This window comes from Burkholderia ubonensis subsp. mesacidophila, assembly GCF_002097715.1.
GTDB classification, from domain to species: Bacteria; Pseudomonadota; Gammaproteobacteria; order Burkholderiales; family Burkholderiaceae; genus Burkholderia; species Burkholderia mesacidophila.
On record NZ_CP020737.1, the window covers coordinates 2727562 to 2748932 of the forward strand.

Genomic DNA, 21371 nt, shown 5'->3' on the forward strand with positions numbered 1-21371 from the left:
CGCCCGCCGCGTGATAAAATCTCGCTCCACTCGACACGCGCGGCCCCGCGGCTTCACGCCCGCCAGTACGGCCGCCGATTCAACGACACATTGGCTTAAACGCCCGCGCAGAGCGCCAGGGCGACGGAGAAACGTATGGCTGGTCACTCGAAATGGGCCAACATCAAGCATAAGAAGGCAGCGGCCGACGCGAAGCGCGGCAAGATCTGGACCCGCCTGATCAAGGAAATCCAGGTCGCGGCGCGCCTCGGCGGCGGCGACATCGGCTCGAACCCGCGCCTGCGTCTCGCGGTCGACAAGGCGGCCGACGCGAACATGCCGAAGGACAACGTGAAGCGCGCGATCGATCGCGGCGTCGGCGGCGCGGACGGTGCGAACTACGAGGAAATCCGCTACGAAGGCTACGGCATCAGCGGCGCGGCGATCATCGTCGACACGCTGACCGACAACCGCACCCGCACGGTCGCGGAAGTGCGCCACGCGTTCTCGAAGTTCGGCGGCAACATGGGCACCGACGGCTCGGTCGCGTTCATGTTCGATCACGTCGGCCAGTTCCTGTTCGCGCCGGGCACGTCGGAAGACGCGCTGATGGAAGCGGCGCTCGAGGCAGGCGCGAACGACGTCAGCACGAACGACGACGGCTCGATCGAAGTGCTGTGCGACTGGCAGGAATTCTCGAAGGTGAAGGACGCGCTCGAAGCCGCCGGCTTCAAGGCGGAACTCGCCGAAGTGACGATGAAGCCGCAGAACGAAATCGAATTCACCGGCGACGATGCGGTGAAGATGCAGAAGCTCCTGGACGCGCTCGAGAACCTCGACGACGTGCAGGAGGTGTATACGAACGCCGTCGTCGTCGAGGAATGAGATGCCTGCCGCCGTGCTTCGTTCGCGGCGGCGGCCCGACCGATTATCGCGGCCGGCGCGCCTGAGCGTGCCGGCCGCCCTGTTTTCCAGTCTGCGGGGAATCCCATGAAACTACTCGTCGTCGGTTCCGGCGGCCGCGAACATGCGCTGGCGTGGAAGCTCGCGCAGTCGCCGCGCGTCCAGATGGTCTACGTCGCGCCCGGCAATGGCGGCACGGCGCAGGACGAGCGCCTGAAGAATGTCGACATCACGTCGCTCGACGCGCTCGCCGATTTCGCGGAAAGCGAAGGCGTCGCGTTCACGCTCGTCGGCCCGGAAGCGCCGCTCGCGGCCGGCATCGTCAACCTGTTCCGCGCGCGCGGCCTGAAGGTCTTCGGCCCGACCCGCGAAGCGGCGCAGCTCGAAAGCTCGAAGGATTTCGCGAAGGCGTTCATGAAGCGCCACGGCATCCCGACCGCCGACTACGAAACCTTCTCCGACGCGGCCGCCGCGCACGCCTACCTCGACGCGAAAGGCGCGCCGATCGTCGTCAAGGCCGACGGCCTCGCCGCGGGCAAGGGCGTCGTCGTCGCGATGACGCTGGAGGAAGCGCACGCGGCCGTCGACATGATGCTGTCGGGCAACAAGCTCGGCGATGCCGGCGCGCGCGTCGTGATCGAGCAGTTCCTCGACGGCGAGGAAGCGAGCTTCATCGTGATGGTCGACGGCAAGCACGCGCTCGCGCTGGCTTCCAGCCAGGACCACAAGCGCCTGCTCGACGAGGACCGCGGCCCGAACACGGGCGGCATGGGCGCCTATTCCCCGGCCCCGATCGTCACGCCGCAGATGCACGCGCGCGTGATGCGCGAGATCATCATGCCGACCGTGCGCGGGATGGAGAAGGACGGCATCCGCTTCACGGGCTTCCTGTACGCGGGCCTGATGATCGACAAGGAAGGCAATCCGCGCACGCTCGAGTTCAACTGCCGGATGGGCGACCCGGAGACGCAGCCGATCATGGCGCGCCTGAAGAGCGATTTCTCGAAGGTCGTCGAGCAGGCGATCGCGGGCACGCTCGACACGGTCGAGCTCGACTGGGACCGCCGCACCGCGCTTGGCGTCGTGCTGGCCGCGCACGGCTACCCGGACGCGCCGCGCAAGGGCGACCGCATCAACGGCATCCCGGCCGAGACCGAGCAGGCGGTGACGTTCCACGCGGGCACGACGCTCGATGGCGACAAGCTGACGACGTCGGGCGGCCGCGTGCTGTGCGTGGTCGGCCTCGCCGATTCGGTGCGCGAGGCGCAGCAGCATGCGTACGAAACGATCAACCAGATCAATTTCGAAGGCATGCAGTACCGCCGCGACATCGGCTACCGCGCGCTGAGCCGCAAGAGCGCGTGACGTTAGCAACCGGCGCCGCCTGCCTGCGGTAGCGCCCACTCCTCTGCCGGGGTTCGATAGAATTCCCGGCAGATGCATTTTTTACGCCCGCTTTTCCGAGCGGGCACAGGTTCAGACATGACCGATTCGACCTACGACGTGGAGCGCGTGCGCGCCTACCTTCAGGGCCTGCAGACTCGCATCGCCGACGCGCTCGGCGCGCTCGACGGCACGCCGCTCGCGACCGACGCATGGCAGCGCGGCCCCGGCGAACGCCTGCGCGGCGGCGGCTGCACGCGCATCCTCGAGGACGGACAGGTGTTCGAGCGCGCCGGCATCGGCTTTTCCGACGTATCGGGCGACGCGCTGCCGCCGTCGGCGAGCGCGGCGCGCCCGCAGCTCGCGGGCCGCGGTTTCGAGGCGCTCGGCGTGTCGCTCGTGCTGCACCCGCGCAATCCGTACTGCCCGACCGTGCACATGAACGTGCGGATGCTGATCGCGACCAAGCCCGGCGAGGAACCCGTGTTCTGGTTCGGCGGCGGCATGGATCTGACACCGATTTACGGCTTCGAGGACGACGCGCGGCATTTCCACCAGACCTGCAAGGACGCGCTCGATCCGTTCGGCGCGGACCTGTATCCGCGCTTCAAGAAGTGGTGCGACGAGTATTTCTTCCTCAAGCACCGCAACGAGGCGCGCGGCATCGGCGGGATCTTCTTCGACGATTACGCGGAGCCCGGTTTCGAACGCGCGTTCGAGATGATGCAAAGCGTCGGCGACGCGTTCCTCGCCGCATACCTGCCGATCGTCGAGCGCCGCCGCGACACGCCGTACGGCGAGCGCGAGCGCGCGTTCCAGGCCTACCGCCGCGGCCGCTACGTCGAGTTCAACCTCGTGTTCGACCGGGGCACGCTGTTCGGCCTGCAAAGCGGCGGCCGGACCGAGTCGATCCTGATGTCGATGCCGCCGGTCGCGAACTGGCGCTACAACTGGCAGCCCGAGCCGGGTACGCCGGAAGCGCGCCTGACCAGCGACTTCATCGTGCCGCGCGACTGGGTCTGAGCCCCGCGCCACCGCAACGAAAGGGACCCATCTGGACACCACCACCCGCCCCGCCCCGCTGCCGCGCCCGCTCTTGCGTCGCATAGGCTTGCTGGGCGGCACGTTCGACCCGATCCACGACGGTCATCTCGCGCTCGCCGGCCGCTTCGCCGACGTGCTCGGGCTGACCGAGCTCGTGCTGCTGCCTGCCGGGCAGCCGTACCAGAAGCGCGACGTGTCGGCCGCCGAGCATCGCCTGGCGATGACGCGCGCCGCCGCGCAATCGCTCGTGCTGCCGGGCGCGACGGTCAGCGTCGCGACCGACGAGATCGAGCACGCGGGGCCGACCTACACCGTCGATACGCTCGCGCGCTGGCGCGCGCGCATCGGCCCGGACGCGTCGCTGTCGCTCCTGATCGGCGCGGACCAGCTCGTGCGGCTCGACACCTGGCGCGACTGGCGCCGGCTGTTCGACTACGCGCACATCTGCGTGTCGACCCGCCCCGGCTTCGATCTCGCCGCGGCGCCGCAGGCGGTCGCGCAGGAGGTCGCCGCGCGGCTGGCCGATGCCGACGCGCTGATGGCCACGCCGGCCGGGCGGCTCCTGATCGACACGACGCTCGCGTTCGACATCGCCGCGACCGACATCCGCACGCACCTGCGCGAATGCATCGCGCGCCGCGCACAAATGCCCGACGCATCGGCCGAACACGTGCCGCCTGCCGTCTGGGCCTATATTCTTCAACATCGTCTCTACCAATCCTGAATCCATGGATATTCGCAAACTGCAGCGCGTCATCGTCGACGCCCTCGAAGACGTCAAGGCACAAGACATCAAGGTCTTCAACACCAGCCACCTGACCGAGCTGTTCGACCGCGTGATCGTCGCGTCCGGCACGTCGAACCGCCAGACCAAGGCGCTCGCGTCGAGCGTGCGCGACAAGGTCAAGGAAGCCGGCGGCGACATCGTCAGCTCCGAAGGCGAGGACACCGGCGAATGGGTGCTCGTCGACTGCGGCGACGCCGTCGTGCACATCCTGCAGCCCGCGCTGCGCCAGTACTACAACCTCGAGGAAATCTGGGGCGACAAGCCCGTGCGCATGAAGCTCGGCGGCGGCAAGGCCCCGAACGGCGCGGCAGCGCACGCCGAAGACGACGAGGACGAGGAGGAAGAAGTCGCCCGTCCGGCGCGCAAGACGCCCGCCCGCCGCCGCTGAGTCGTCACGCATCGTCCCGATGAAGCTTTTCATTCTCGCGGTCGGCCACAAGATGCCCGGCTGGATCGCATCCGGCTTCGACGAGTACACGAAGCGGATGCCGCCCGAGCTGCGCATCGAGCTGCGCGAGATCAAGCCCGAGCTGCGCTCCGGCGGGCGCAGCGCCGAAAGCGTGATGGCCGCCGAGCGGCAGAAGATCGAGGCCGCGCTGCCGAAGGGCGCGCGGATCGTCGCGCTCGACGAGCGCGGCCGCGACTGGACCACGATGCAGCTCGCGCAGGCGCTGCCCGGCTGGCAGCAGGACGGCCGCGACGTCGCGTTCATCATCGGCGGCGCCGACGGGCTGGATCCGGAGCTCAAAGCGCGCGCCGACCTGCTGCTGCGCATCTCCAGCATGACGCTGCCGCACGGGATGGTGCGGGTGCTGCTCGCCGAACAGCTTTACCGGGCGTGGAGCATCACGCAGAATCACCCCTATCACCGCGCATGACGCGTCGTCCTCGCGACGCGCGCGCCGCGCGCCCAACGAGATAACGACACGATGCCGTCCAGCGCCTCTCCCGAGTTTTTTCCGACCCTTTACCTCGCTTCGCAAAGCCCGCGCCGCCAGGAACTGCTGCAGCAGATCGGCGTGCGCTTCGAACTGCTGCTGCCCCGCCCCGACGAGGACGCCGAAGCGCTCGAAGCCGAGCTGCCCGGCGAGGCCGCCGACGACTACGTGCTGCGCGTGACCGTCGCGAAGGCCGATGCCGCGCGTGCGCGCCTCGTCGCGAGCGGCAAGCCCGCCGCGCCGGTGCTCGTCGCCGACACGACCGTGACGATCGACGGCGCGATCCTCGGCAAGCCCGCCGACCCCGCCGACGCGCTCGCGATGCTCACCCGCCTCGCGGGGCGCGAGCACGAAGTGCTGACCGCGGTCGCCGTGGTCGGCGCGCACGGCGAGCTGCTGCCGCCCGCGCTGTCGCGCTCGTCGGTGCGCTTCGCGGCCGCGTCGCGCGACGCGTTCGCGCGCTACGTCGAGACCGGCGAGCCGTTCGGCAAGGCCGGCGCGTACGCGATCCAGGGGCGCGCGGCCGAGTTCGTCGAGCAAATCGCCGGTTCCCATTCAGGTATCATGGGTCTGCCCCTTTTTGAGACTGCAGCGCTGCTGCGCGCCGCGCGCGTCGACTTCTGAATCCCACCATGAACGAAGAAATCCTGATCAACATCACGCCGCAGGAAACGCGGGTCGCACTCGTCCAGCAAGGCGCGGTGCAGGAGCTTCACGTCGAGCGCACGCTGTCGCGCGGACGCGTCGGCAACATCTATCTCGGCAAGGTCGTGCGCGTGCTGCCCGGCATGCAGTCGGCGTTCATCGACATCGGGCTGGAGCGCGCGGCGTTCCTGCACGTCGCCGACATCTGGCAGCCGCGCCTGAACGGCGAGCCGCACACGAGCGCGCCGCACCAGCCTATCGAAAAGACCGTGTTCGAGGGCCAGACGCTGATGGTCCAGGTCATCAAGGACCCGATCGGCACGAAGGGCGCGCGGCTGTCGACGCAGGTCAGCATCGCGGGCCGCACGCTCGTCTACCTGCCGCAGGAGCCGCACATCGGCATCTCGCAGAAGATCGAGAGCGAGGCCGAGCGCGAGGCGGTGCGCGCACGCCTGACCGCGGTGATCCCGGCGGACGAGAAAGGCGGCTACATCGTGCGCACGATCGCCGAGGACGCGACCTCCGACGAGCTGTCCGGCGACGTCACCTACCTGCGCAAGACCTGGGCGACGATCGTCGGCCAGGCGCAGCGGCTGCCGGCGACGAGCCTGCTGTACCAGGATCTCGACCTCGCGCAGCGCGTGCTGCGCGATTTCGCGAACGACGACACGTCGCGCATCCAGGTCGATTCGCGCGAGACGCACCAGCGGCTCGCCGAATTCGCGGCCGAGTTCACGCCGGCCGTGAGCTCGAAGCTGCACCACTACACCGGCGAGCGGCCGCTGTTCGACCTGTACAACATCGAGACGGAAATCCAGCGCGCGCTGTCGCGGCGGGTCGACCTGAAGTCGGGCGGCTACCTGATGATCGACCAGACCGAGGCGATGACGACGATCGACGTGAACACCGGCGGCTATGTCGGCGCGCGCAACTTCGACGACACGATCTTCAAGACCAACCTCGAGGCCGCGCACACTATCGCGCGGCAGCTGCGGCTGCGCAACCTCGGCGGCATCATCATCATCGACTTCATCGACATGGAGAACGCCGAGCATCGCGACGCGGTGCTCGCCGAGCTGAAGAAGGCGCTTGCGCGCGACCGCACGCGCGTGACCGTCAACGGCTTCTCGCAGCTCGGGCTCGTCGAGATGACGAGAAAGCGCACGCGCGAATCGCTCGCGCACGTGCTGTGCGAGCCGTGCCCGACCTGCCAGGGCAAGGGCCAGGTGAAGACGTCGCGCACCGTGTGCTACGACGTCCTGCGCGAGATCCTGCGCGAGTCGCGGCAGTTCAATCCGCGCGAGTTTCGGGTGATCGCCGCACAGCAGGTGATCGACCTGTTCCTCGACGAGGAATCGCAGCACCTCGCGATGCTGATCGACTTCATCGGCAAGCCGGTGTCGCTGCAGGTCGAGTCGAATCTGAGTCAGGAGCAGTACGACATCGTGCTGATGTAAAGAATATTTCCTGGCGAACTCGATACGTTACACATCAACCCAAATCCAGGCGCGTAGTCGGAATCGACCATCATGATCGGACGCTGAGCGCGCCTTCGTCCACTTCGCGATCTTCGCCTCGAACGCAGCCTTGCGCTCGGGGTGTTCGGCGACTTGGCCTGATACATCCACGCGCTGCGCGGGCAAAACAAAAGCCCGCTTGCTTACGCAGAGCGGGCTTCGATGTTGGTTGCGGGGATAGGATTTGAACCTATGACCTTCGGGTTATGAGCCCGACGAGCTGCCAGACTGCTCCACCCCGCGGAGCGAATTGTAATCGCAATGCTGCTCTGCGTCAAAGCGCGTTTGGTTTTTTCCTGTTCGATACCAGCCGTTCGGGTCGTTGCCGCTGCTGCCCGTGCAGTCGTGCTGATGTGACGCACGGCGCGCGACACGCTGTCTACAACCCTGCCCGCAAGGGTTGGTTACAATGCCGCGCTGAGTCCGCACACGGGTAACCGCGCCATGAAGTCCATCATCGCCTCAACCTTCGCCGCCGCGCTCGCATTCGCGAGCGTGCCGGCAACGGCCGAAACCTCGATCGCCAGCGACGCGTCGCAGCAATCGTGCGCGATCGCGACCGTCACCGGCGTCGGCGGATCCGCGCAAAGCCTGCGCGAATACCTTGCGACCCCGGAGAAGTATCGCTACCTCGCCGACAATCCGCTCGACTGCAAGGTCTCCGAAGACAGCCGCACGTCCGGCTGCACCGGCGTCACGTATCTTCGGCACGAGCGGGTCAGCGTGTACGATGACAGCGACGCGCAGACGCTGGTCGTGGTCGCGCGCGTGGAACTCGAGCGCGGAACGTACCCGGTGATCATCTCCGTGCCCAGGAAGGATGTGCAGTGCGTGAAGTGAACGCACGCGCTCCCGCCGCACGAAGCCTCTTTTTCCATCCCTATCGCATTTATCAAGCACCATGAGCAAGCAACGCAACCGCCGCCAGCGCAAGAAACTCCACATCGGCGAATTCCAGGAACTGGCCTTCTGCGCATCGGCCCAATACCGCACCGAGCTGAGCGACCTCCAGCGCGGCGAACTGATCGACACGTTCATCGACTTCGTCGAGGCGAACGGGCTGCTGACCGTCGCGTCCGCGGACGAAGGCATCAGCGCTTACGTGATTTCCGGCGCGCCGCGCGGCACGACGACCGACGCGGACCGCGAATCGGTTCGCGCGTGGCTCGAGGCCCGGCCCGAGCTGACCGACGTCGCCGTCAGCGACTTCACCGACGCCTGGTATCCGGAGGCGTAAGCCTTCGCGCGGGCGTCGCCTTGCGCGACGCACTCGCTACCCGGCCCGCTCGCCGAGCGGGCCGGTCACGCGCGGCTGCCCGAGCGCGCAGCCGCGCCCACCTCCCCGCTCCCCCGCCCTGCACACTTGCGTCCAATGAATCGGATGCTTACTTCAATTTAACGTTGGTTAAAGGAAGTCTCGCGGCCGCTCGCCTACTCTGATCGCAAAGAATCCGACGAATTCCGGCTCGATCAGCAAGCCGGACGAAAGAATGTCAGCCGTCCGATTGAAACGGGATGCGGATTCCGACCGGCGCAACACGACGACAGGCCAGACAGGGAGACAACCGATGATCCGCCACACCCTTCAACCCCGCAGCGGCGAGCGACTCGCCAGCGACGCGTCGCCTTCGGCGACGCTCGCCTGACCTCACCCCACCATTCGATACGAGGACGCAATGAACATGCCGAACATCAATCGCACAGTACTCCGAACGACCTTGATCGCGGCGGGCGTTGCGGCGCTGCTGTCGCTGTCCGCATGCGGCGGCTCCGGCACGCTGAGCCAGGGCACCGGCGGCTCGGGTTCCGGCTCGGGCGCCACGACCGCCACGGCGGGCGGCGCCGGCAGCGGCAACAGCTCGGGCAGCGGCTCCGGGGCCGACAGCACCACCACCGGCAGCACGTCCGGCGGCACGGGCAGCACATCCGGCACCGGCGGCACGCCGGCCAATGCGGTCGGCAAGACCGCCGCCGCGTCGAGCAACATCGTGACCGCCGCGGGCGGCGCAGTGTCCGGCATCGGCACGACCATCGCCGGCCAGACGCTGCCGGGCGCGAGCCCCGCGACGACGCAAGGGCTCGGCGCGGTCGTGCAGGATACCGGCGCGGCCGTGACGACGCTCGGCAACGGCATCGGCTCGGGCCTCGGCCAGCTCGGCGCGTCGCCGAACCCGATCGGCACGACGGTCGCGAGCACGGGCGGCGTGGTCACGAATCTCGGCAACGCGGTCGCCGCGACCGGCGGCGTCGTCACGAGCGTCGGCTCGACCGGCTCGGCCCTGTCGCCGCTCGCGCCGGTCACGTCGCCGGTCGGCGGCGCGATCACGACGCTCGGCAACACGATCGCGGGCGGCGGCGCGACGCTCGGCACGCAACTGTCGACCGGGCCGGTCGCGCAGGTGACGGGCGCCGCGAGCTCGGCGATCACGCCGATCACGTCGACGGTCGGCTCGGTCACGCAGACCGTCGCGTCGAGCACGCCGCTCGGCGCGCCGCTCACGAATCTCGTCACGACCGTGGGCAACGCGGTCGCGGGCGCCGGCACGACGCTCGCGAAGACCGGCGGCAACCCGGTCACGACCGGTGTCGGCAACGTCGTGACGGCCACCGGCAACACGGTCGCAACCACGGGCACGGCGCTGCTCGGCGGCGGCGGCAGCCCGGGCGCGGCCAACGCGCTCGCGCCGGTGACGGGACTCGTGTCGACGGCGACCGGCGCGCTCGGCGGCGCAACGGGCGGCGGTAGCCCGACGGGCGCGCTCACGTCGGCGGTCGGCACGGTGAGCGGCACTGTCGCGGGCGCCGCCGGCGGCGCGCCGGCAGGCGCGCTGACGGGCAGCAGCTCGGGTGGCACGCTGGCGAAGACTGGCGGCGGGCTGCTCGCACCCGTCACGACCGCGCTCGGCGGGCTGGTCAAGTAACCCCCTCGCGGCCCCTGCGCAGTCGTTCGACACGGCGCGGGGGTCGCCGGCAAGCCGGCCACCGAAGGCTGCCGGCCGCTGCGACGCCATGCCGCACGGCCCGGCGCACCGGCCTCCGGCTCCGGTCGCCGCGATGCGCCGGCGCCCGCGCGCACGCCGCCGACCGCGGTTTTCGTGCGCCGATTCACGTCGCTCGCCCCCGTTCTTCGGCCTTTCCCGCCAGACACGGTAAACTCTCCCCTCGCATGGTGCGCCGCACGCACCCGCCTTCCATCGCCAGCCGCGTGCCTCCGGGCCGCCCCCGACCCTTGGAGTGAGTTTTCAATGAGCGGCGGATATCCGCTTCACGCGTCCCGCATGTCATTCCCGTCCACGACGTTCTTCCCGATCCTCGCCGCTGCCGCGCTGCTGTCCGGCTGCGGGCTGCTGCCGACCCAAAACCCGCCCGCGCCGATCAGCGAGGCGCTCGTCGAGCCGGTCGAGGAAACCGCCGGCGAACCGCTGACGATGCCGCCCGTACCCGCGCCGATCCGGCCCGAAGCCGAGGCGCCGAAGAAGCCGCAGCGCGAAGTCGCGCGGCCGAAGCCGGTCCAGCGTCCGGAGTCGCCGCCGCCGGCGCCGCCCGCGCCGGCCCCGCTCGTCGCGACGCGCATGCTCGACCGCACCCAGATCCGAGCGCTGCTCGACAGCGACGTGGCGCGGCGCAACGGCAAGGTGATCGGTCACGCGGTCGACATGGTGACCGATGCGAGCGGCAAGCCGCGGGAGATGATCGTCAACCTGCAGGGTTTCATGGGCGTCGGCGACCGCAAGGTCAGCTTCCCGTGGAACGTGTTCCGCTTTACGCCGGGCGGCAAGCGCGAGCCGATCGTGCTCGACGTGCCGTCGGGCGATCTGCCGCCGGCCGCCCGGCCGAAGGCGGTGCCGCTGTCAGGCTCGTCCGCCGCGTCGCCGGCCACGCGCCTGCCGGTGCTCGACAGCGACGTCGAACGGCCGAACGGCACGAGGATCGGCCGCGTCGTCGACGTGCTGATCGACCGCGACGCGCAGCCGCAGGCGGTCGTGCTCGACCTCGGCGGGCTCGTCAACACGGATCGCCGCTCGATCGCCGCGAACTGGGCCGCGCTGCGCTTCGTCACGCGCGACAAGACGCTGCGCCCGCAGCTCGACCTCAACGACGCGCAGATCAAGGCGTCGCCGCCCTACGCGGCGGACAAGCCGCTCGTCGCCGTCTCGCCGCCGCCCGCCCCCGCGCCGGCCTCGTCTGCGAGTGCCACGCGATGACGATCCACCAGACCGTCAGCGTGCGCAGCCTCCGGGCGCTCGACTGGCTGAACTTCTTCGTGGCAAACGTTCAAACGGGCTTCGGTCCGTTCATTGCGTCGTACCTCGCGTCGCACAAGTGGACGCAAGGCGAGATCGGCATGGTGCTGTCGATCGGCACGATCAGCGCGATGGTGAGCCAGGTACCGGGCGGCGCGGCCGTCGATGCGCTGAAGAACAAGAAAGGCGCGGCCGCGTGGGCGATCGCGGCGATCATCCTGTCCGCGGTGCTGCTGGCCGCGAGCCCGACGATCGTGCCGGTGATCGCGGCCGAGGTATTCCACGGCTTCGCGAGCTGCATGCTGGTGCCGGCGATGGCGGCGATCTCGTTCTCGCTGGTCGGCCGCGCGGACCTCGGCGACCGGCTCGGCCGCAACGCGCGCTGGGCGTCGATCGGCAGCGCGGTCGCGGCGGGCCTGATGGGGCTTACCGGCGAATACTTCTCCGCGCGCGCGGTGTTCTGGCTGACCGCCGTGCTCGCGCTGCCCGCGCTGTTCGCGCTCGCGATGATCCAGCCGACCCATACGGTGATCCCGCATGGCGGCGGCAAGCATGACGACAAGGACGACCGCGACGGCGAGGAACGCGAGACGCTGCTCGAGCTGCTGCGCGACCGGCGGATGCTGACTTTCGCCGCGTGCGTCGTGCTGTTCCACCTGTCGAACGCGGCGATGCTGAACCTCGCGGCCGGCGAAGTGACGGCCGGCATGGGCGAGAACGTGCAGCTCGTGATCGCCGCGTGCATCATCGTGCCGCAGGCGATCGTCGCGATGCTGTCGCCGTGGGTCGGCCGCTCCGCGCAGCGCTGGGGCCGCCGGCCGATCCTGTTGCTCGGCTTCTCGGCGCTGCCGGTGCGCGCGCTCCTGTTCGCCGGCGTGAGCAGCCCGTACCTGCTCGTGCCGGTGCAGATGCTCGACGGCATCAGCGCCGCCGTGTTCGGCGTGATGCTGCCGCTGATCGCCGCGGACGTCGCAGGCGGCAAGGGCCGCTACAACCTGTGCATCGGGTTGTTCGGCCTCGCGGCGGGAATCGGCGCGACCTTCAGCACGGCCGTGGCCGGCTACATCGCCGACCATTTCGGCAATGCGGTCAGCTTCTTCGGGCTCGCCGCGGCCGGCGCGCTCGCGGTGCTGCTCGTGTGGCTCGCGATGCCGGAAACGCGCGTCGAGAACGGCGACGATCAGGCCGAGGCGCCCGCCCCCGCGTCGCCCGAGCAGGTGCGCTGATGCGGGGCGCCCGCATCACCCGATCCATGGCAGCCAGACGATGAATACGCTCAGGACACTCAACGAAACCCGGCAGCAGATCCAGCAGTCGATCTTCGACCTGTTCAAGGGGCTGTCGCTGCGCCAGCGGCTCGTGCAAGGCGGGCTGATGGCGCTGCAGGCCGTCTGCGGCGCGTGCCTCGCCTACGGCATCGGGCGCGCGCTGCACACCGAGCAGGCAGTCTGGGCCGCGATCACCGCGATCGCGGTCACCCAGCACAACTACGCGGACACGATGTCGCTGTCGCGCGACCAATTCGTCGGCGCGATGGTCGGCGGCGTGCTCGGCTTCGCGGGCGCCGCGCTCGGCGGCGGCGGCCACGACATGGTCGCCTATGCGATCGCGGTCGCGGTCGTGATCGTCAGCTGCTGGTGCCTGAACGTCGGCAGCGCGGCGCGGCTCGGCGGCGTCACCGCGACGATCGTGATGCTGTTTCCGGGCAGCGGCCCGCTGTGGGACATGCCGCTCGTGCGGCTCGGCGAGGTGACGCTCGGCACGGTGTGCGCGCTCGGCGTGTGCTGGGCGACGTCGAAGATCGAGCGGCGCTGGGTTGCGCGCGCGTAGCGCGACTATGTGAATGGTTGGCCGGCGTTCGCCGGGCGCAGGCACGCCCGGCAGGCGCGAGCGATTACGGGCCGACCCGCAGCACGACGCCCGAGCCGATCTGCACGAGCAGGTAGTCCCCGCCGATGCCGACCCAGTGATAGCCGCGCGGCGGCGCGCTCAGGCGATAGCCTCGCCAGTCGTCGACCACGTACTGGCGGTCGCGGAATTCGTCGGGCAGCCGGTCGCCCTTGCGCCATTCGCGGCGCGGCTCGTCCGCCCAGCGCGGCGGCGCATCGTCGCCGTGCCGCATCTGGCCGGGCGGCATGTGCTTCGGCCCGTGACCATGCTGCATCCCGGGGCCGCCGTGGTGGCCATTCCCTTGCTCGTCCTGGGCCATCGCGAGCGGCGTAGCGAAACTCGCCGCGATCACTGCGACCCACATCATGCGATGCGTCTTCTTCATGCGTTCCCTCCGTGTTGTTCGGTCGAATGAAACGACTGCGGACTGCGCAGTGAAGACTATCACGCCGGCATGACAGCGAACGCGCGGCGGCTCGCCGCGCGTCCGTCAGGCCGCCTGTTGCTGGTACTGGATGCGATGCAGGTGCGCGTACAGGCCGCCGTGGCGCAGCAGTTCGTCGTGGGTGCCCTCTTCGGCGATCTTGCCGGCCTCGAGCACGAGGATGCGGTCGGCGCGCTCGATCGTCGACAGGCGGTGCGCGATCACGAGCGTCGTGCGGCCTTCCATCAGCCGCTCGAGCGCCGCCTGCACGTGGCGCTCCGATTCGGAATCGAGCGCCGACGTGGCTTCGTCGAGGATCAGGATCGGCGCGTCCTTGTAGATCGCACGCGCGATCGCGAGACGCTGGCGCTGGCCGCCGGACAAGCGCATCCCGTTGCCGCCGACGACCGTGTCCAGCCCGTCGGGCATCGCGGCGACCGCGTCCGCGAGGTTCGCCGCCTCGAGCGCGGCCTGCACGCGCACGCGATCCGGCGCTTGCCCGTAGGCGACGTTCGCGGCGATCGTGTCGTTGAACAGCACGACGTCCTGGCTCACCATCGCCATCTGGCTGCGCAGCGCATGGATGTCGTAGTCGGCGATCGGCACGCCGTCGAGCAGAACCGAGCCGCCGGTCGGATCGAAGAAGCGCGGCAGCAGGTTCACGAGCGTCGTCTTGCCGCTGCCGGACGGCCCCGCAAGCGCCACCATCTCGCCCGGCGCGACCTTGAACGAGATCCGGTCGAGCGTCGGCCGCTCGGCCGCGCCGTAGTCGAACGTCACGCCGCGGAACTCGATCTCGCCGCGCGCGGCGGCGAGCGGCCGCCCGCCGCCGCGCGGCTCGACCGGCTCGTCGATCAGGCCGAAGATCAGCTCGGCGGCCGTCATCCCGCGCTGCAGCGGCTGGTTCACGTCGATCAGGTGCTTGAGCGGCGAGATCACCAGCAGCATCGAGGTCACGAATGCCACGAAGCCGCCGACCGTCGTCTGGTCGTTCGACGATTGAAAGACCGCGATCGTGATCACGACCGCGAGCGCGATCGACGCAAGAAACTGCGTGATCGGCTGCGCAAGACCGCCCGAGATCGTCATCCGCATCGCATAGCCGCGCAGGCGCTTGCTCATCGCGGTGAAGCGGTCGATTTCGTACGGCTCGCCGTTATGCACCTTGACGACCTTGTAGCCGCCGACCGTCTCCTCGACGATGTACGACAGCTCGTTGGTGAGCGTCTGGTGCTCGCGGTTCAGGCGGCGCAGCCGGCGGTTGATCTTGCTGACGAGCCAGCCGATGCCCGGCAGGATCACCGCGACGATCAGCGTGAGCCGCCAGTTCAGGTAGAACAGGTAGCCGAGCAGGAAGATCACCGTCAACGAGTCGCGCACGAGCGTGACCATCACGCCCGTCAGCACCGAGAGAATCTGGTTGACCTCGAAGACGATCGCGTTGATCACCGTGCTCGCGGTCTCGCGCTGGAAGAACGACGCGCCGGTGTGGATCATCCGCTCGAACATCCGCAGTCGCAGATCAAGCAGAATCCGGTTCGACACGTAGCTCAACAGGTAGCCGGACGCATATTGGGCCACCCCGCGCACGAGCGCGAGGCCGATCACCGCCAGCGGCACGAGCCACTTCGCCTGGTCGGCGCTTTTGGCGCCGAACCCGTGGTCGAGCAGCGGCTTGAGCAAGGCCGGAATGCCTGCCTCCGTCGCTGCGACGACCGCCATCGTTGCAATGGCCAGCACGACGAAGCCCAGCAGCGGGCGGATCAACGGCCAGAGACGCTTGAACACGGTCGAAGGCGACGTGCCCTCACCGCTCATGGGTTTGCGCAAGGTGTTCTGACTATCCAAAGCTATCCTTGTGAGCCGGCAGGTCGGCTCGTGAGGTCATATGGGCCGGCGCACGCCGGGCCCCAAAAAAGGCCCATTATTATATCCGCATTGATTCCACGCACCGCCCGGCGTCGGCCTCGCTGGAGGTATACTCTGCATCCCGCCGCACCCACCTGCGGCGTCTCAGCTCCCCTCGATGACCGAACCCACGCTGGGCGTCGCGCTGATCGCGCGAAACGCCGCCGACCAACTGGCATCCTGCCTCACCGCCTTGTCTTTCGCCGACGACATCGTTGTCGTCGAGCATGGCAGCAGCGACGACACCGCCGCGATCGCGCGCGCGCACGGTGCGCGCGTCATGGTCACCGGCGACTGGCCCGGCTTCGGGCCTCAGAAGAATCGGGCTGTCGCGGCGCTCGCGACCGACTGGATCCTGTCGATCGACACCGACGAAATCGTCACGCCGGAACTTGCCGACGCGATCCGGGCCGCCATCCGCGCGCCGCGCGCAGACGTCTATGCGGTCGATCGCCTGTCGAGCTTCTGCGGACAATGGATCCGGCACAGCGGCTGGTATCCGGACTGGATTCCGCGACTGTTCCGCCGCGGCAGCGCCCACTTCTCCGACGACCTGGTCCACGAGCGGCTCGTGTTCGCAAGCACGGCCGTCCGCCTCGGCGGCAAGCTGCTGCACTACTCGTATGAAGATTTCGAAGCGGTGCTGCGCAAACTCGACGCCTATTCGAGTGCGGGTGCCCGGCAGCGGCTCGCAGCCGGACAACGTGGGGGATTCCGCAAGGCATTGCTGCGGGGCAGCTGGGCATTCGTGCGCACTTACCTGCTGCGCCGCGGCTTCCTGGACGGCCGCGCCGGGTTCATGATCGCAATCTTCAACGCCGAGACCGTCTACTACCGTTTCCTCAAGCTCGACCACGCAGCCCGGCTGCGCGACAGCGAGACGGACGCCCGCCAGTCGAGCCGCTGAGCCAGCAGTTACCGCTGCGGTTTCGGCAACGGCACGCTGATCTCTGCCGACACGTCGCTGTGCGGCGCCGGCATGCCGAGCATTTCTGCGGCGGCGGCAATCACGCGCGATATAGACAGCCCGGTCAAGCAGTCGCTCGTACTGTCGACGCGGCGCTCACAGCCCTCCTGCCGGCACGGTACGCAATCGCCATCGCCTTGAAGCAGATAGACGTTGCCTTGACGGCCCGAGCCGCGCCGCTGCCAGGGCATCTCGCCATCGGCCGGCCAGTGCTGCGGCCACGGGCCCCAGCGCACCGGATCGGACGGGCCGAACAGCGCGAGCGTCGGCGTCCCGCACGCGGCAGCCACGTGGGTCGCCCCCGTATCGGGCCCGACAAAGAGCTTCGCTTGCCGAATGACATCGGCCGTCTCCCCGAAGCTCAATTCCCCGACGAAGTTCACCACCGGTTCGCCAGCCGCCGCAATCACTTCTTCGGCATAGGCGCGCTCCGCATCGCCCGGGCCGCCCGTCAACGCGACCGCATAGCCATTTGAACGGAGCCAGCGCACCAGGCCGGCCCAGCCGTCGACGCGCCATTGCTTGTAGCGGTACATCGGCGAAGGATGCACGACGGCAAGCGGCTGGCCTTCCCGCGCGGCGGGCGGTGCAGCAAGGCGCGCGCGCAGCCATTCGCGGCGCATCGGGTCAGCGCTCGACGGCGCAACGACCTCGCCCACCGGGGCGACGCCAACGAGCGGCGCAAGCGACAGGCCGCTCGCGACAATATGGTCATCCAGTTGGTGGTCGGGCGCGATCCGGTGCAGCATCAGCCGCGCCGTGCGCGTGATGCGTTGCGAATCGACAAGCCCGACGCGCTTGCGGCCCGCGAACCATGCGTAGAATCGCGCGCGGTCCGAGCTGGTCACCGCGAGCGAAAGGTCGTAGCGACGCCATAGCCGCAACGCATCCGCGAGCCGCTCCTTCGGCTTCGCGCGCCGCTCGACCACGATCACGTTGCGGATATCCGGATTGCCTTCAAGCACGCTTTCGGTACCGCGAAAGACGACCATGTCGATCGCCACGTCGGGCCAATGCTGCTTGAAAGAATGGACGAGCGGCGTCGCAAGCAGTACGTCGCCGATGCGCCGCGTACATGCGACGAGGATGGCCTGCGGGGGACGGGCGAAAGAAAGCGCGGAGTTCACGGCGGTCGGTACGAGGATTCGTTTTGATTCTAGCGCAAGGGCCCGCTTGAGCGCGGGCGGGTAATCATGTGGGGCGGACGGAATCAACGACCGGACGCCGCGATCTCCCTGGCTCGCGCCTCGATCCATGCGAGCAGCGTCACCGCCGTCAGCCCGAAAAATGCGACATTCATCACGAGCGTCAGCACGTCGATCGTCAGGCCGAACAGAATCGTCGAGCCCACGAGCGACATCCCGAGATAGGCGGCGACGACGGTATCCGGGTCTGTGCTCCGGCGCGCGCGCCAGAACGCCGCGAAAGTCGCGCCATATAACGTCAGCAATGCGAGGATCCCCAACGTGCCCATTTCCGCGAGCACCGAAAAGAACTCGCTATGGGCGCGGCCGTTGACGACAAATTTCGGCACCTCGCCCCGTTTGGCAAGCTCGCCAAGCGCCGACTCGAGACTGCCCCGCCCGACGCCCAGCACCGGATGCGCAGCATAAATTTGCGCCGAAGCGCGCCACAGGTCCAGCCGAGCGCCCGTCGACGTGCTGCTGTTACCTTCCTGCATCTCCTGAACGTCGGAGCCGATCGCAGCGAACCGCGTGCTTATGCCGTGCGTCGACGCCGCAACGATCACGCAGCCGGCCAGCACCGCGACAAATATGACGCGCGCTCGCCGGTCGGCCAGCCAGTGCTTCCCGGCGATGGCAAACCAGAGCAGCATCGGGATCGCGATCCATCCGCCACGTGTTCCGGACAGGTAAGACGCGTAGATGCCGCCAATCAGCGCGACGAGCTTGACCGCGACTTCCATCGGGGGCACGACAGACTCGGTACGCGGAATCGAGGCGATCGCGAGAAAGGCCAGCAACAGCGCTGTATCGCCGAACGGAATCGGATTTGTAAACGAATTACCGAGACGGCCAGGGTCGAACCAGACTTCCGGATGGAGGGTCGCATAGACGGCCCATGCGCCAGTCGCGAGCGCGCCGGCGACGAAGCCCCATTGCACCAGCCGGAGTTGGCGCGACGGCAACGACGCGAGCAAAAAGAAGGACGGGATCGACAGCGCGAGGCGCAGCAGCGGATCGAGCGCCGGAAACTTGCCGGTGCCCATGACCAGAATCTGGAAGAGCACGATACACGGCAGCCCAAGCAGCGAACCCAGGAACCAGCGGTGCGTCCGCCACAGGCGCGCGGCTGCGCGCCGGTTCTCCGCACGTCCCAGATAGACGAGCGACAGCACGAGGACCGTGAAGAAGCAGTACCCAGCCCCGCCTTTCATTGACAGAATCAGGGTTGGCGATAATACAATCGCTGCGGTCGCAACGATGTTCAGCAGTGACTGGGTGCGCGTCAAGATTGTTGAATGAAAATCGATAGAATCTACACAGCGCGTACGTCGCCATGCGCCGCCGCCGGACCCGGCGTTCCGCGAGAATGCAAGATTATAGCCGCTGAACACACTCCCAAAACTGATGATTGACGCCCTTCCGGATCCCGTTTCCGCCGATCAGCGCCCGCTCGTTTCGGTACTGCTGATCGCCTACCGTCAGGAGCATCTGATCGAAGCCGCACTCGAAAGCGTGCTCGCGCAGGATTACTCGCCGCTCGAGATCATCGTGTCGGACGACTGCTCTCCCGACAGAACCTTCGACGTGATGGCCGACGTCGTACGCCGCTACGACGGCCCGCACCGCGTCATCCTCAACCGCAACGAGAAAAACGAGGGTATCAGCGCACACTTGTCGAAACTGGCCCGGATGAGCCGCGGCGAGCTGCTCGTCGTTGCAGCCGGCGACGACGTATCGGCGCCTGAACGCTGCAGGCGGCTCGTCGAGTTCTGGCTCGCCCACAACCGCACGCCGGACCTGATTTCAAGCGACCTCGTCGAACTCGACGCGCGCGGCGATACGCACGCACGCATCGCCCCCACCGATCTCGGTCGCTACCGGTCGTTCGACGACTGGCTGGCCGGCCGCCCGTACGTCGTCGGCGCGGCGCACGCGTGGTCGCGACGGCTATTCGACCGCTTCGGCGACATGATGCCCGGGGCAATGGCCGAGGATCAGATCATGACGTTCCGCGCCATCATGACAGGCGGGGCATTGAGCCTGCGCGAGCCGCTCGTCCGCTATCGCCACGGCGGGCTGTCGCGCAAGCGGCGCTGGAAAACCGTCGATGATTTCATTGCACGCATCCTGCAAACCAACCGGTTCGCGCTCGCCGAAGTCACGCAATTGATCCGTGATGCCGACACGGCAGGCGTCGGCCCGCGGATGCGCGATGCGCTCGCCGGCAAGATCGCGCGCGAGTCTTATACGCGTGACGTATTCGCAGCCGAAGGGCTCGCCGCGAAACTCCGCCTGCTCGCGACCGCCTCGCGGGTCAAGCCTGGCTTTCGCATCCGCATGTTCCTGTATGCGGCGTGCCCGGCCGTCTACGCGCCGGTATTCGCGCTCAAGCGCTGGCTCGCGCGCGACGCCCGCTGAACGCGGGGAGTCGCAACGCACACGTTACGCCGCTGCCGTCGACGATGCGCCGTCGGATACTTGCCCATTCTCGTCGACCAGCCCGGCAATCGCCGCTTCGACGGCATCGACGCCGATGTCGTCCACAATCCGCTCGGCCCTCACGATGACATGCCGAGTACCGAGCGGAAACCAGCGCAGATACTTTTCCGGCCGGTTCTCGAACAATGCAACCACCGGCAGCCTCAGCGCGGACGCGAGATGGACCGGTGCGCTATCGGCGGACACGATGAGATCGAGCTCGCTCGCAGCGGCCACCATGTCGGCAACTGACGCCGGCGTCGCGCAATGCACCGGCATGTCGCGCCAGTCGTCGCCTGACGAAGACCCGGCGGGGTCCTGAAACACGATCACGTCGGCGCGTGAATGAAGCGCGGCAGCAAGCAGGCGCCACTTCGACGGGTGCCAGCGCCGCTCCGCCGACCGGTTCGACACGAACAGCCCGATGCGGGGCCGCGCCTTCGGACCGAACTCGCGGCGCCAGTGGACGCGGCGCGCGCCGTCCGGCTGAACGAACAGGCGCAACGCATCCTCGTCGGGCCAGGGCAACTCCGGCACCAACCTGAATCCCGACAACGCCTCATGCCGCATCGGCCGCTGCGCAACATGCTCCGGTTTGCGGTCGTCGAATTCGGTGTGTACGTCGTGCCAGCGGCAATCTTTCGCGCCGAGTTGCTGCGCGAAACGAATACTGTTCTTGTGCATGCCGCCGTTCGGCACGATCAGCAGGTCGAAGCGCAGGCGTCGCAGCCGCCTGATGAGCGCGAACCGGGACACGAGTGCAGCCATGAAGCCAGGCCGCTCGTTACGCTCGAACTGCTTGCTGTACACATAGGAATGCACCGCGGTCACATCCGGGTTCCCCGCCAGCGCCGCGCGGTTGTACTTGTTTGCAAGCACATGGAGCTCCGCGTCGGGCCAGCGCCGCTTAAGCGCATGCAAGAAAGCCGTCGTGCACAGCATGTCACCGAGAAAATCGATTCTGATGACGAGAATCCGTTTGATAGCGTCGGTCGAGGTCATTGTTGTTCGGGGCGCTCTGCCCTATTTATCTGCTTCTTCTGATACCCATGACTGCCCCGTGACAGCCTGGACAAC

Annotated in this window: 21 protein-coding genes and 1 tRNA gene; 16 read left to right on the forward strand and 6 right to left on the reverse strand. The window is 68.1% G+C overall.

Annotation, left to right across the window (positions count from 1 at the left end):
- Positions 1–135: 135 nt before the first annotated feature.
- The 8 genes from B7P44_RS12765 to rng all read left to right on the forward strand — a co-directional run bounded on the left by B7P44_RS12765 (position 136) and on the right by rng (position 7136).
- Positions 136–864 (forward strand): YebC/PmpR family DNA-binding transcriptional regulator, encoded by a 729-nt coding sequence (locus B7P44_RS12765; RefSeq protein ID WP_084904620.1) that lies wholly within the window; start codon positions 136–138, stop codon positions 862–864.
- A 105-nt stretch (positions 865–969) separates the two neighbouring features.
- A complete protein-coding gene (gene purD / locus B7P44_RS12770) occupies positions 970–2247 on the forward strand; it encodes a phosphoribosylamine--glycine ligase (protein ID WP_084904624.1) in 1278 nt (425 codons plus the stop codon).
- A 117-nt stretch (positions 2248–2364) separates the two neighbouring features.
- Complete coding sequence (hemF, locus tag B7P44_RS12775) at positions 2365–3288, forward strand: oxygen-dependent coproporphyrinogen oxidase (protein WP_084904627.1); 924 nt, start codon at positions 2365–2367, stop codon at positions 3286–3288.
- Between the two features lie 31 nt (positions 3289–3319).
- Positions 3320–4033 carry a nicotinate-nucleotide adenylyltransferase gene (locus tag B7P44_RS12780; protein WP_084904630.1) on the forward strand — a complete coding sequence of 238 codons (714 nt, stop codon included), beginning with the start codon at positions 3320–3322 and terminating at the stop codon, positions 4031–4033.
- 4 nt (positions 4034–4037) lie between these two features.
- Positions 4038–4484, forward strand: coding sequence for a ribosome silencing factor (gene rsfS, locus B7P44_RS12785; protein ID WP_084904633.1), 447 nt, complete (start codon positions 4038–4040; stop codon positions 4482–4484).
- 19 nt (positions 4485–4503) lie between these two features.
- Positions 4504–4974 (forward strand): 23S rRNA (pseudouridine(1915)-N(3))-methyltransferase RlmH, encoded by a 471-nt coding sequence (gene rlmH, locus B7P44_RS12790; RefSeq protein ID WP_084904637.1) that lies wholly within the window; start codon positions 4504–4506, stop codon positions 4972–4974.
- Between the two features lie 51 nt (positions 4975–5025).
- On the forward strand, positions 5026–5658 hold the full coding sequence (locus B7P44_RS12795) for a Maf family protein (protein ID WP_084904640.1): 633 nt from the start codon (positions 5026–5028) through the stop codon (positions 5656–5658).
- A gap of 8 nt (positions 5659–5666) precedes the next feature.
- Positions 5667–7136, forward strand: a complete 1470-nt coding sequence (gene rng, locus B7P44_RS12800; RefSeq protein WP_084904643.1) for a ribonuclease G — start codon at positions 5667–5669, stop codon at positions 7134–7136.
- Positions 7137–7362: 226 nt separating this feature from the next.
- Here rng and B7P44_RS12805 read toward each other — a convergent pair.
- Positions 7363–7439: transfer RNA gene (locus tag B7P44_RS12805), tRNA-Met, on the reverse strand.
- Between the two features lie 201 nt (positions 7440–7640).
- On the opposite strand from B7P44_RS12805, the gene B7P44_RS12810 reads away from it, so the two are divergent.
- From B7P44_RS12810 to B7P44_RS12835, 6 genes are all read left to right on the forward strand, one after another.
- Positions 7641–8036, forward strand: coding sequence for a hypothetical protein (locus tag B7P44_RS12810; RefSeq protein ID WP_084904646.1), 396 nt, complete (start codon positions 7641–7643; stop codon positions 8034–8036).
- A gap of 61 nt (positions 8037–8097) precedes the next feature.
- Positions 8098–8433, forward strand: coding sequence for a YggL 50S ribosome-binding family protein (locus B7P44_RS12815; protein WP_084904649.1), 336 nt, complete (start codon positions 8098–8100; stop codon positions 8431–8433).
- 439 nt (positions 8434–8872) lie between these two features.
- Positions 8873–10117 carry a collagen-like triple helix repeat-containing protein gene (locus B7P44_RS12820; RefSeq protein WP_084904652.1) on the forward strand — a complete coding sequence of 415 codons (1245 nt, stop codon included), beginning with the start codon at positions 8873–8875 and terminating at the stop codon, positions 10115–10117.
- Positions 10118–10441: 324 nt separating this feature from the next.
- Positions 10442–11401 (forward strand): PRC-barrel domain-containing protein, encoded by a 960-nt coding sequence (locus tag B7P44_RS12825; protein ID WP_084904655.1) that lies wholly within the window; start codon positions 10442–10444, stop codon positions 11399–11401.
- On the forward strand, positions 11398–12666 hold the full coding sequence (locus B7P44_RS12830; RefSeq protein ID WP_084904657.1) for an MFS transporter: 1269 nt from the start codon (positions 11398–11400) through the stop codon (positions 12664–12666). Before B7P44_RS12825 ends, B7P44_RS12830 begins: the two co-directional genes overlap by 4 nt.
- Before the next feature lie 40 nt (positions 12667–12706).
- Entirely contained in the window at positions 12707–13270 is a 564-nt protein-coding gene (locus B7P44_RS12835) for an FUSC family protein (protein ID WP_084904660.1), read from the forward strand.
- Positions 13271–13334: 64 nt separating this feature from the next.
- Here the strand turns inward: B7P44_RS12835 and B7P44_RS12840 are convergent, their stop codons facing one another.
- Both B7P44_RS12840 and msbA read right to left on the reverse strand, forming a co-directional pair.
- Positions 13335–13715 carry an RcnB family protein gene (locus B7P44_RS12840; protein ID WP_084904663.1) on the reverse strand — a complete coding sequence of 127 codons (381 nt, stop codon included), beginning with the start codon at positions 13713–13715 and terminating at the stop codon, positions 13335–13337.
- 105 nt (positions 13716–13820) lie between these two features.
- Complete coding sequence (gene msbA / locus B7P44_RS12845) at positions 13821–15572, reverse strand: lipid A export permease/ATP-binding protein MsbA (protein WP_231716616.1); 1752 nt, start codon at positions 15570–15572, stop codon at positions 13821–13823.
- 208 nt (positions 15573–15780) lie between these two features.
- Here msbA and B7P44_RS12850 point away from each other — a divergent pair, with 208 nt between their 5' ends.
- On the forward strand, positions 15781–16569 hold the full coding sequence (locus tag B7P44_RS12850) for a glycosyltransferase family 2 protein (RefSeq protein WP_084904670.1): 789 nt from the start codon (positions 15781–15783) through the stop codon (positions 16567–16569).
- Between the two features lie 8 nt (positions 16570–16577).
- On the opposite strand, the gene B7P44_RS12855 is transcribed toward B7P44_RS12850, so the two are convergent.
- Both B7P44_RS12855 and B7P44_RS12860 read right to left on the reverse strand, forming a co-directional pair.
- The gene (locus B7P44_RS12855) at positions 16578–17756 is read right to left on the reverse strand and encodes a glycosyltransferase family 9 protein (protein WP_231716617.1); all 1179 of its coding nucleotides are present in this window, start codon (positions 17754–17756) and stop codon (positions 16578–16580) included.
- Between the two features lie 83 nt (positions 17757–17839).
- Positions 17840–19102, reverse strand: coding sequence for an O-antigen ligase family protein (locus B7P44_RS12860; protein ID WP_133117954.1), 1263 nt, complete (start codon positions 19100–19102; stop codon positions 17840–17842).
- A gap of 118 nt (positions 19103–19220) precedes the next feature.
- On the opposite strand from B7P44_RS12860, the gene B7P44_RS12865 reads away from it, so the two are divergent.
- The gene (locus tag B7P44_RS12865) at positions 19221–20234 is read left to right on the forward strand and encodes a glycosyltransferase family 2 protein (protein ID WP_084904679.1); all 1014 of its coding nucleotides are present in this window, start codon (positions 19221–19223) and stop codon (positions 20232–20234) included.
- Between the two features lie 24 nt (positions 20235–20258).
- On the opposite strand, the gene B7P44_RS12870 is transcribed toward B7P44_RS12865, so the two are convergent.
- Entirely contained in the window at positions 20259–21296 is a 1038-nt protein-coding gene (locus B7P44_RS12870; RefSeq protein ID WP_084904682.1) for a glycosyltransferase family 9 protein, read from the reverse strand.
- Between the last annotated feature and the right edge of the window lie 75 nt (positions 21297–21371).

Bases quoted from the DNA above. Each gene is read 5' to 3' on its own strand.
- B7P44_RS12825 (WP_084904655.1), top strand. From the start codon at position 10,442: ATGAGCGGCGGATATCCGCTTCACGCGTCCCGCATGTCATTCCCGTCC.
- B7P44_RS12840 (WP_084904663.1), bottom strand. From the start codon at position 13,715: ATGAAGAAGACGCATCGCATGATGTGGGTCGCAGTGATCGCGGCGAGT.
- B7P44_RS12795 (WP_084904640.1), top strand. From the start codon at position 5,026: ATGCCGTCCAGCGCCTCTCCCGAGTTTTTTCCGACCCTTTACCTCGCT.
- B7P44_RS12815 (WP_084904649.1), top strand. From the start codon at position 8,098: ATGAGCAAGCAACGCAACCGCCGCCAGCGCAAGAAACTCCACATCGGC.
- B7P44_RS12765 (WP_084904620.1), top strand. From the start codon at position 136: ATGGCTGGTCACTCGAAATGGGCCAACATCAAGCATAAGAAGGCAGCG.
- rng (WP_084904643.1), top strand. From the start codon at position 5,667: ATGAACGAAGAAATCCTGATCAACATCACGCCGCAGGAAACGCGGGTC.
- rlmH (WP_084904637.1), top strand. From the start codon at position 4,504: ATGAAGCTTTTCATTCTCGCGGTCGGCCACAAGATGCCCGGCTGGATC.
- purD (WP_084904624.1), top strand. From the start codon at position 970: ATGAAACTACTCGTCGTCGGTTCCGGCGGCCGCGAACATGCGCTGGCG.
- rsfS (WP_084904633.1), top strand. From the start codon at position 4,038: ATGGATATTCGCAAACTGCAGCGCGTCATCGTCGACGCCCTCGAAGAC.
- msbA (WP_231716616.1), bottom strand. From the start codon at position 15,572: ATGAGCGGTGAGGGCACGTCGCCTTCGACCGTGTTCAAGCGTCTCTGG.
- B7P44_RS12865 (WP_084904679.1), top strand. From the start codon at position 19,221: ATGATTGACGCCCTTCCGGATCCCGTTTCCGCCGATCAGCGCCCGCTC.
- hemF (WP_084904627.1), top strand. From the start codon at position 2,365: ATGACCGATTCGACCTACGACGTGGAGCGCGTGCGCGCCTACCTTCAG.
- B7P44_RS12810 (WP_084904646.1), top strand. From the start codon at position 7,641: ATGAAGTCCATCATCGCCTCAACCTTCGCCGCCGCGCTCGCATTCGCG.
- B7P44_RS12835 (WP_084904660.1), top strand. From the start codon at position 12,707: ATGAATACGCTCAGGACACTCAACGAAACCCGGCAGCAGATCCAGCAG.
- B7P44_RS12830 (WP_084904657.1), top strand. From the start codon at position 11,398: ATGACGATCCACCAGACCGTCAGCGTGCGCAGCCTCCGGGCGCTCGAC.
- B7P44_RS12870 (WP_084904682.1), bottom strand. From the start codon at position 21,296: ATGACCTCGACCGACGCTATCAAACGGATTCTCGTCATCAGAATCGAT.
- B7P44_RS12850 (WP_084904670.1), top strand. From the start codon at position 15,781: ATGACCGAACCCACGCTGGGCGTCGCGCTGATCGCGCGAAACGCCGCC.
- B7P44_RS12820 (WP_084904652.1), top strand. From the start codon at position 8,873: ATGAACATGCCGAACATCAATCGCACAGTACTCCGAACGACCTTGATC.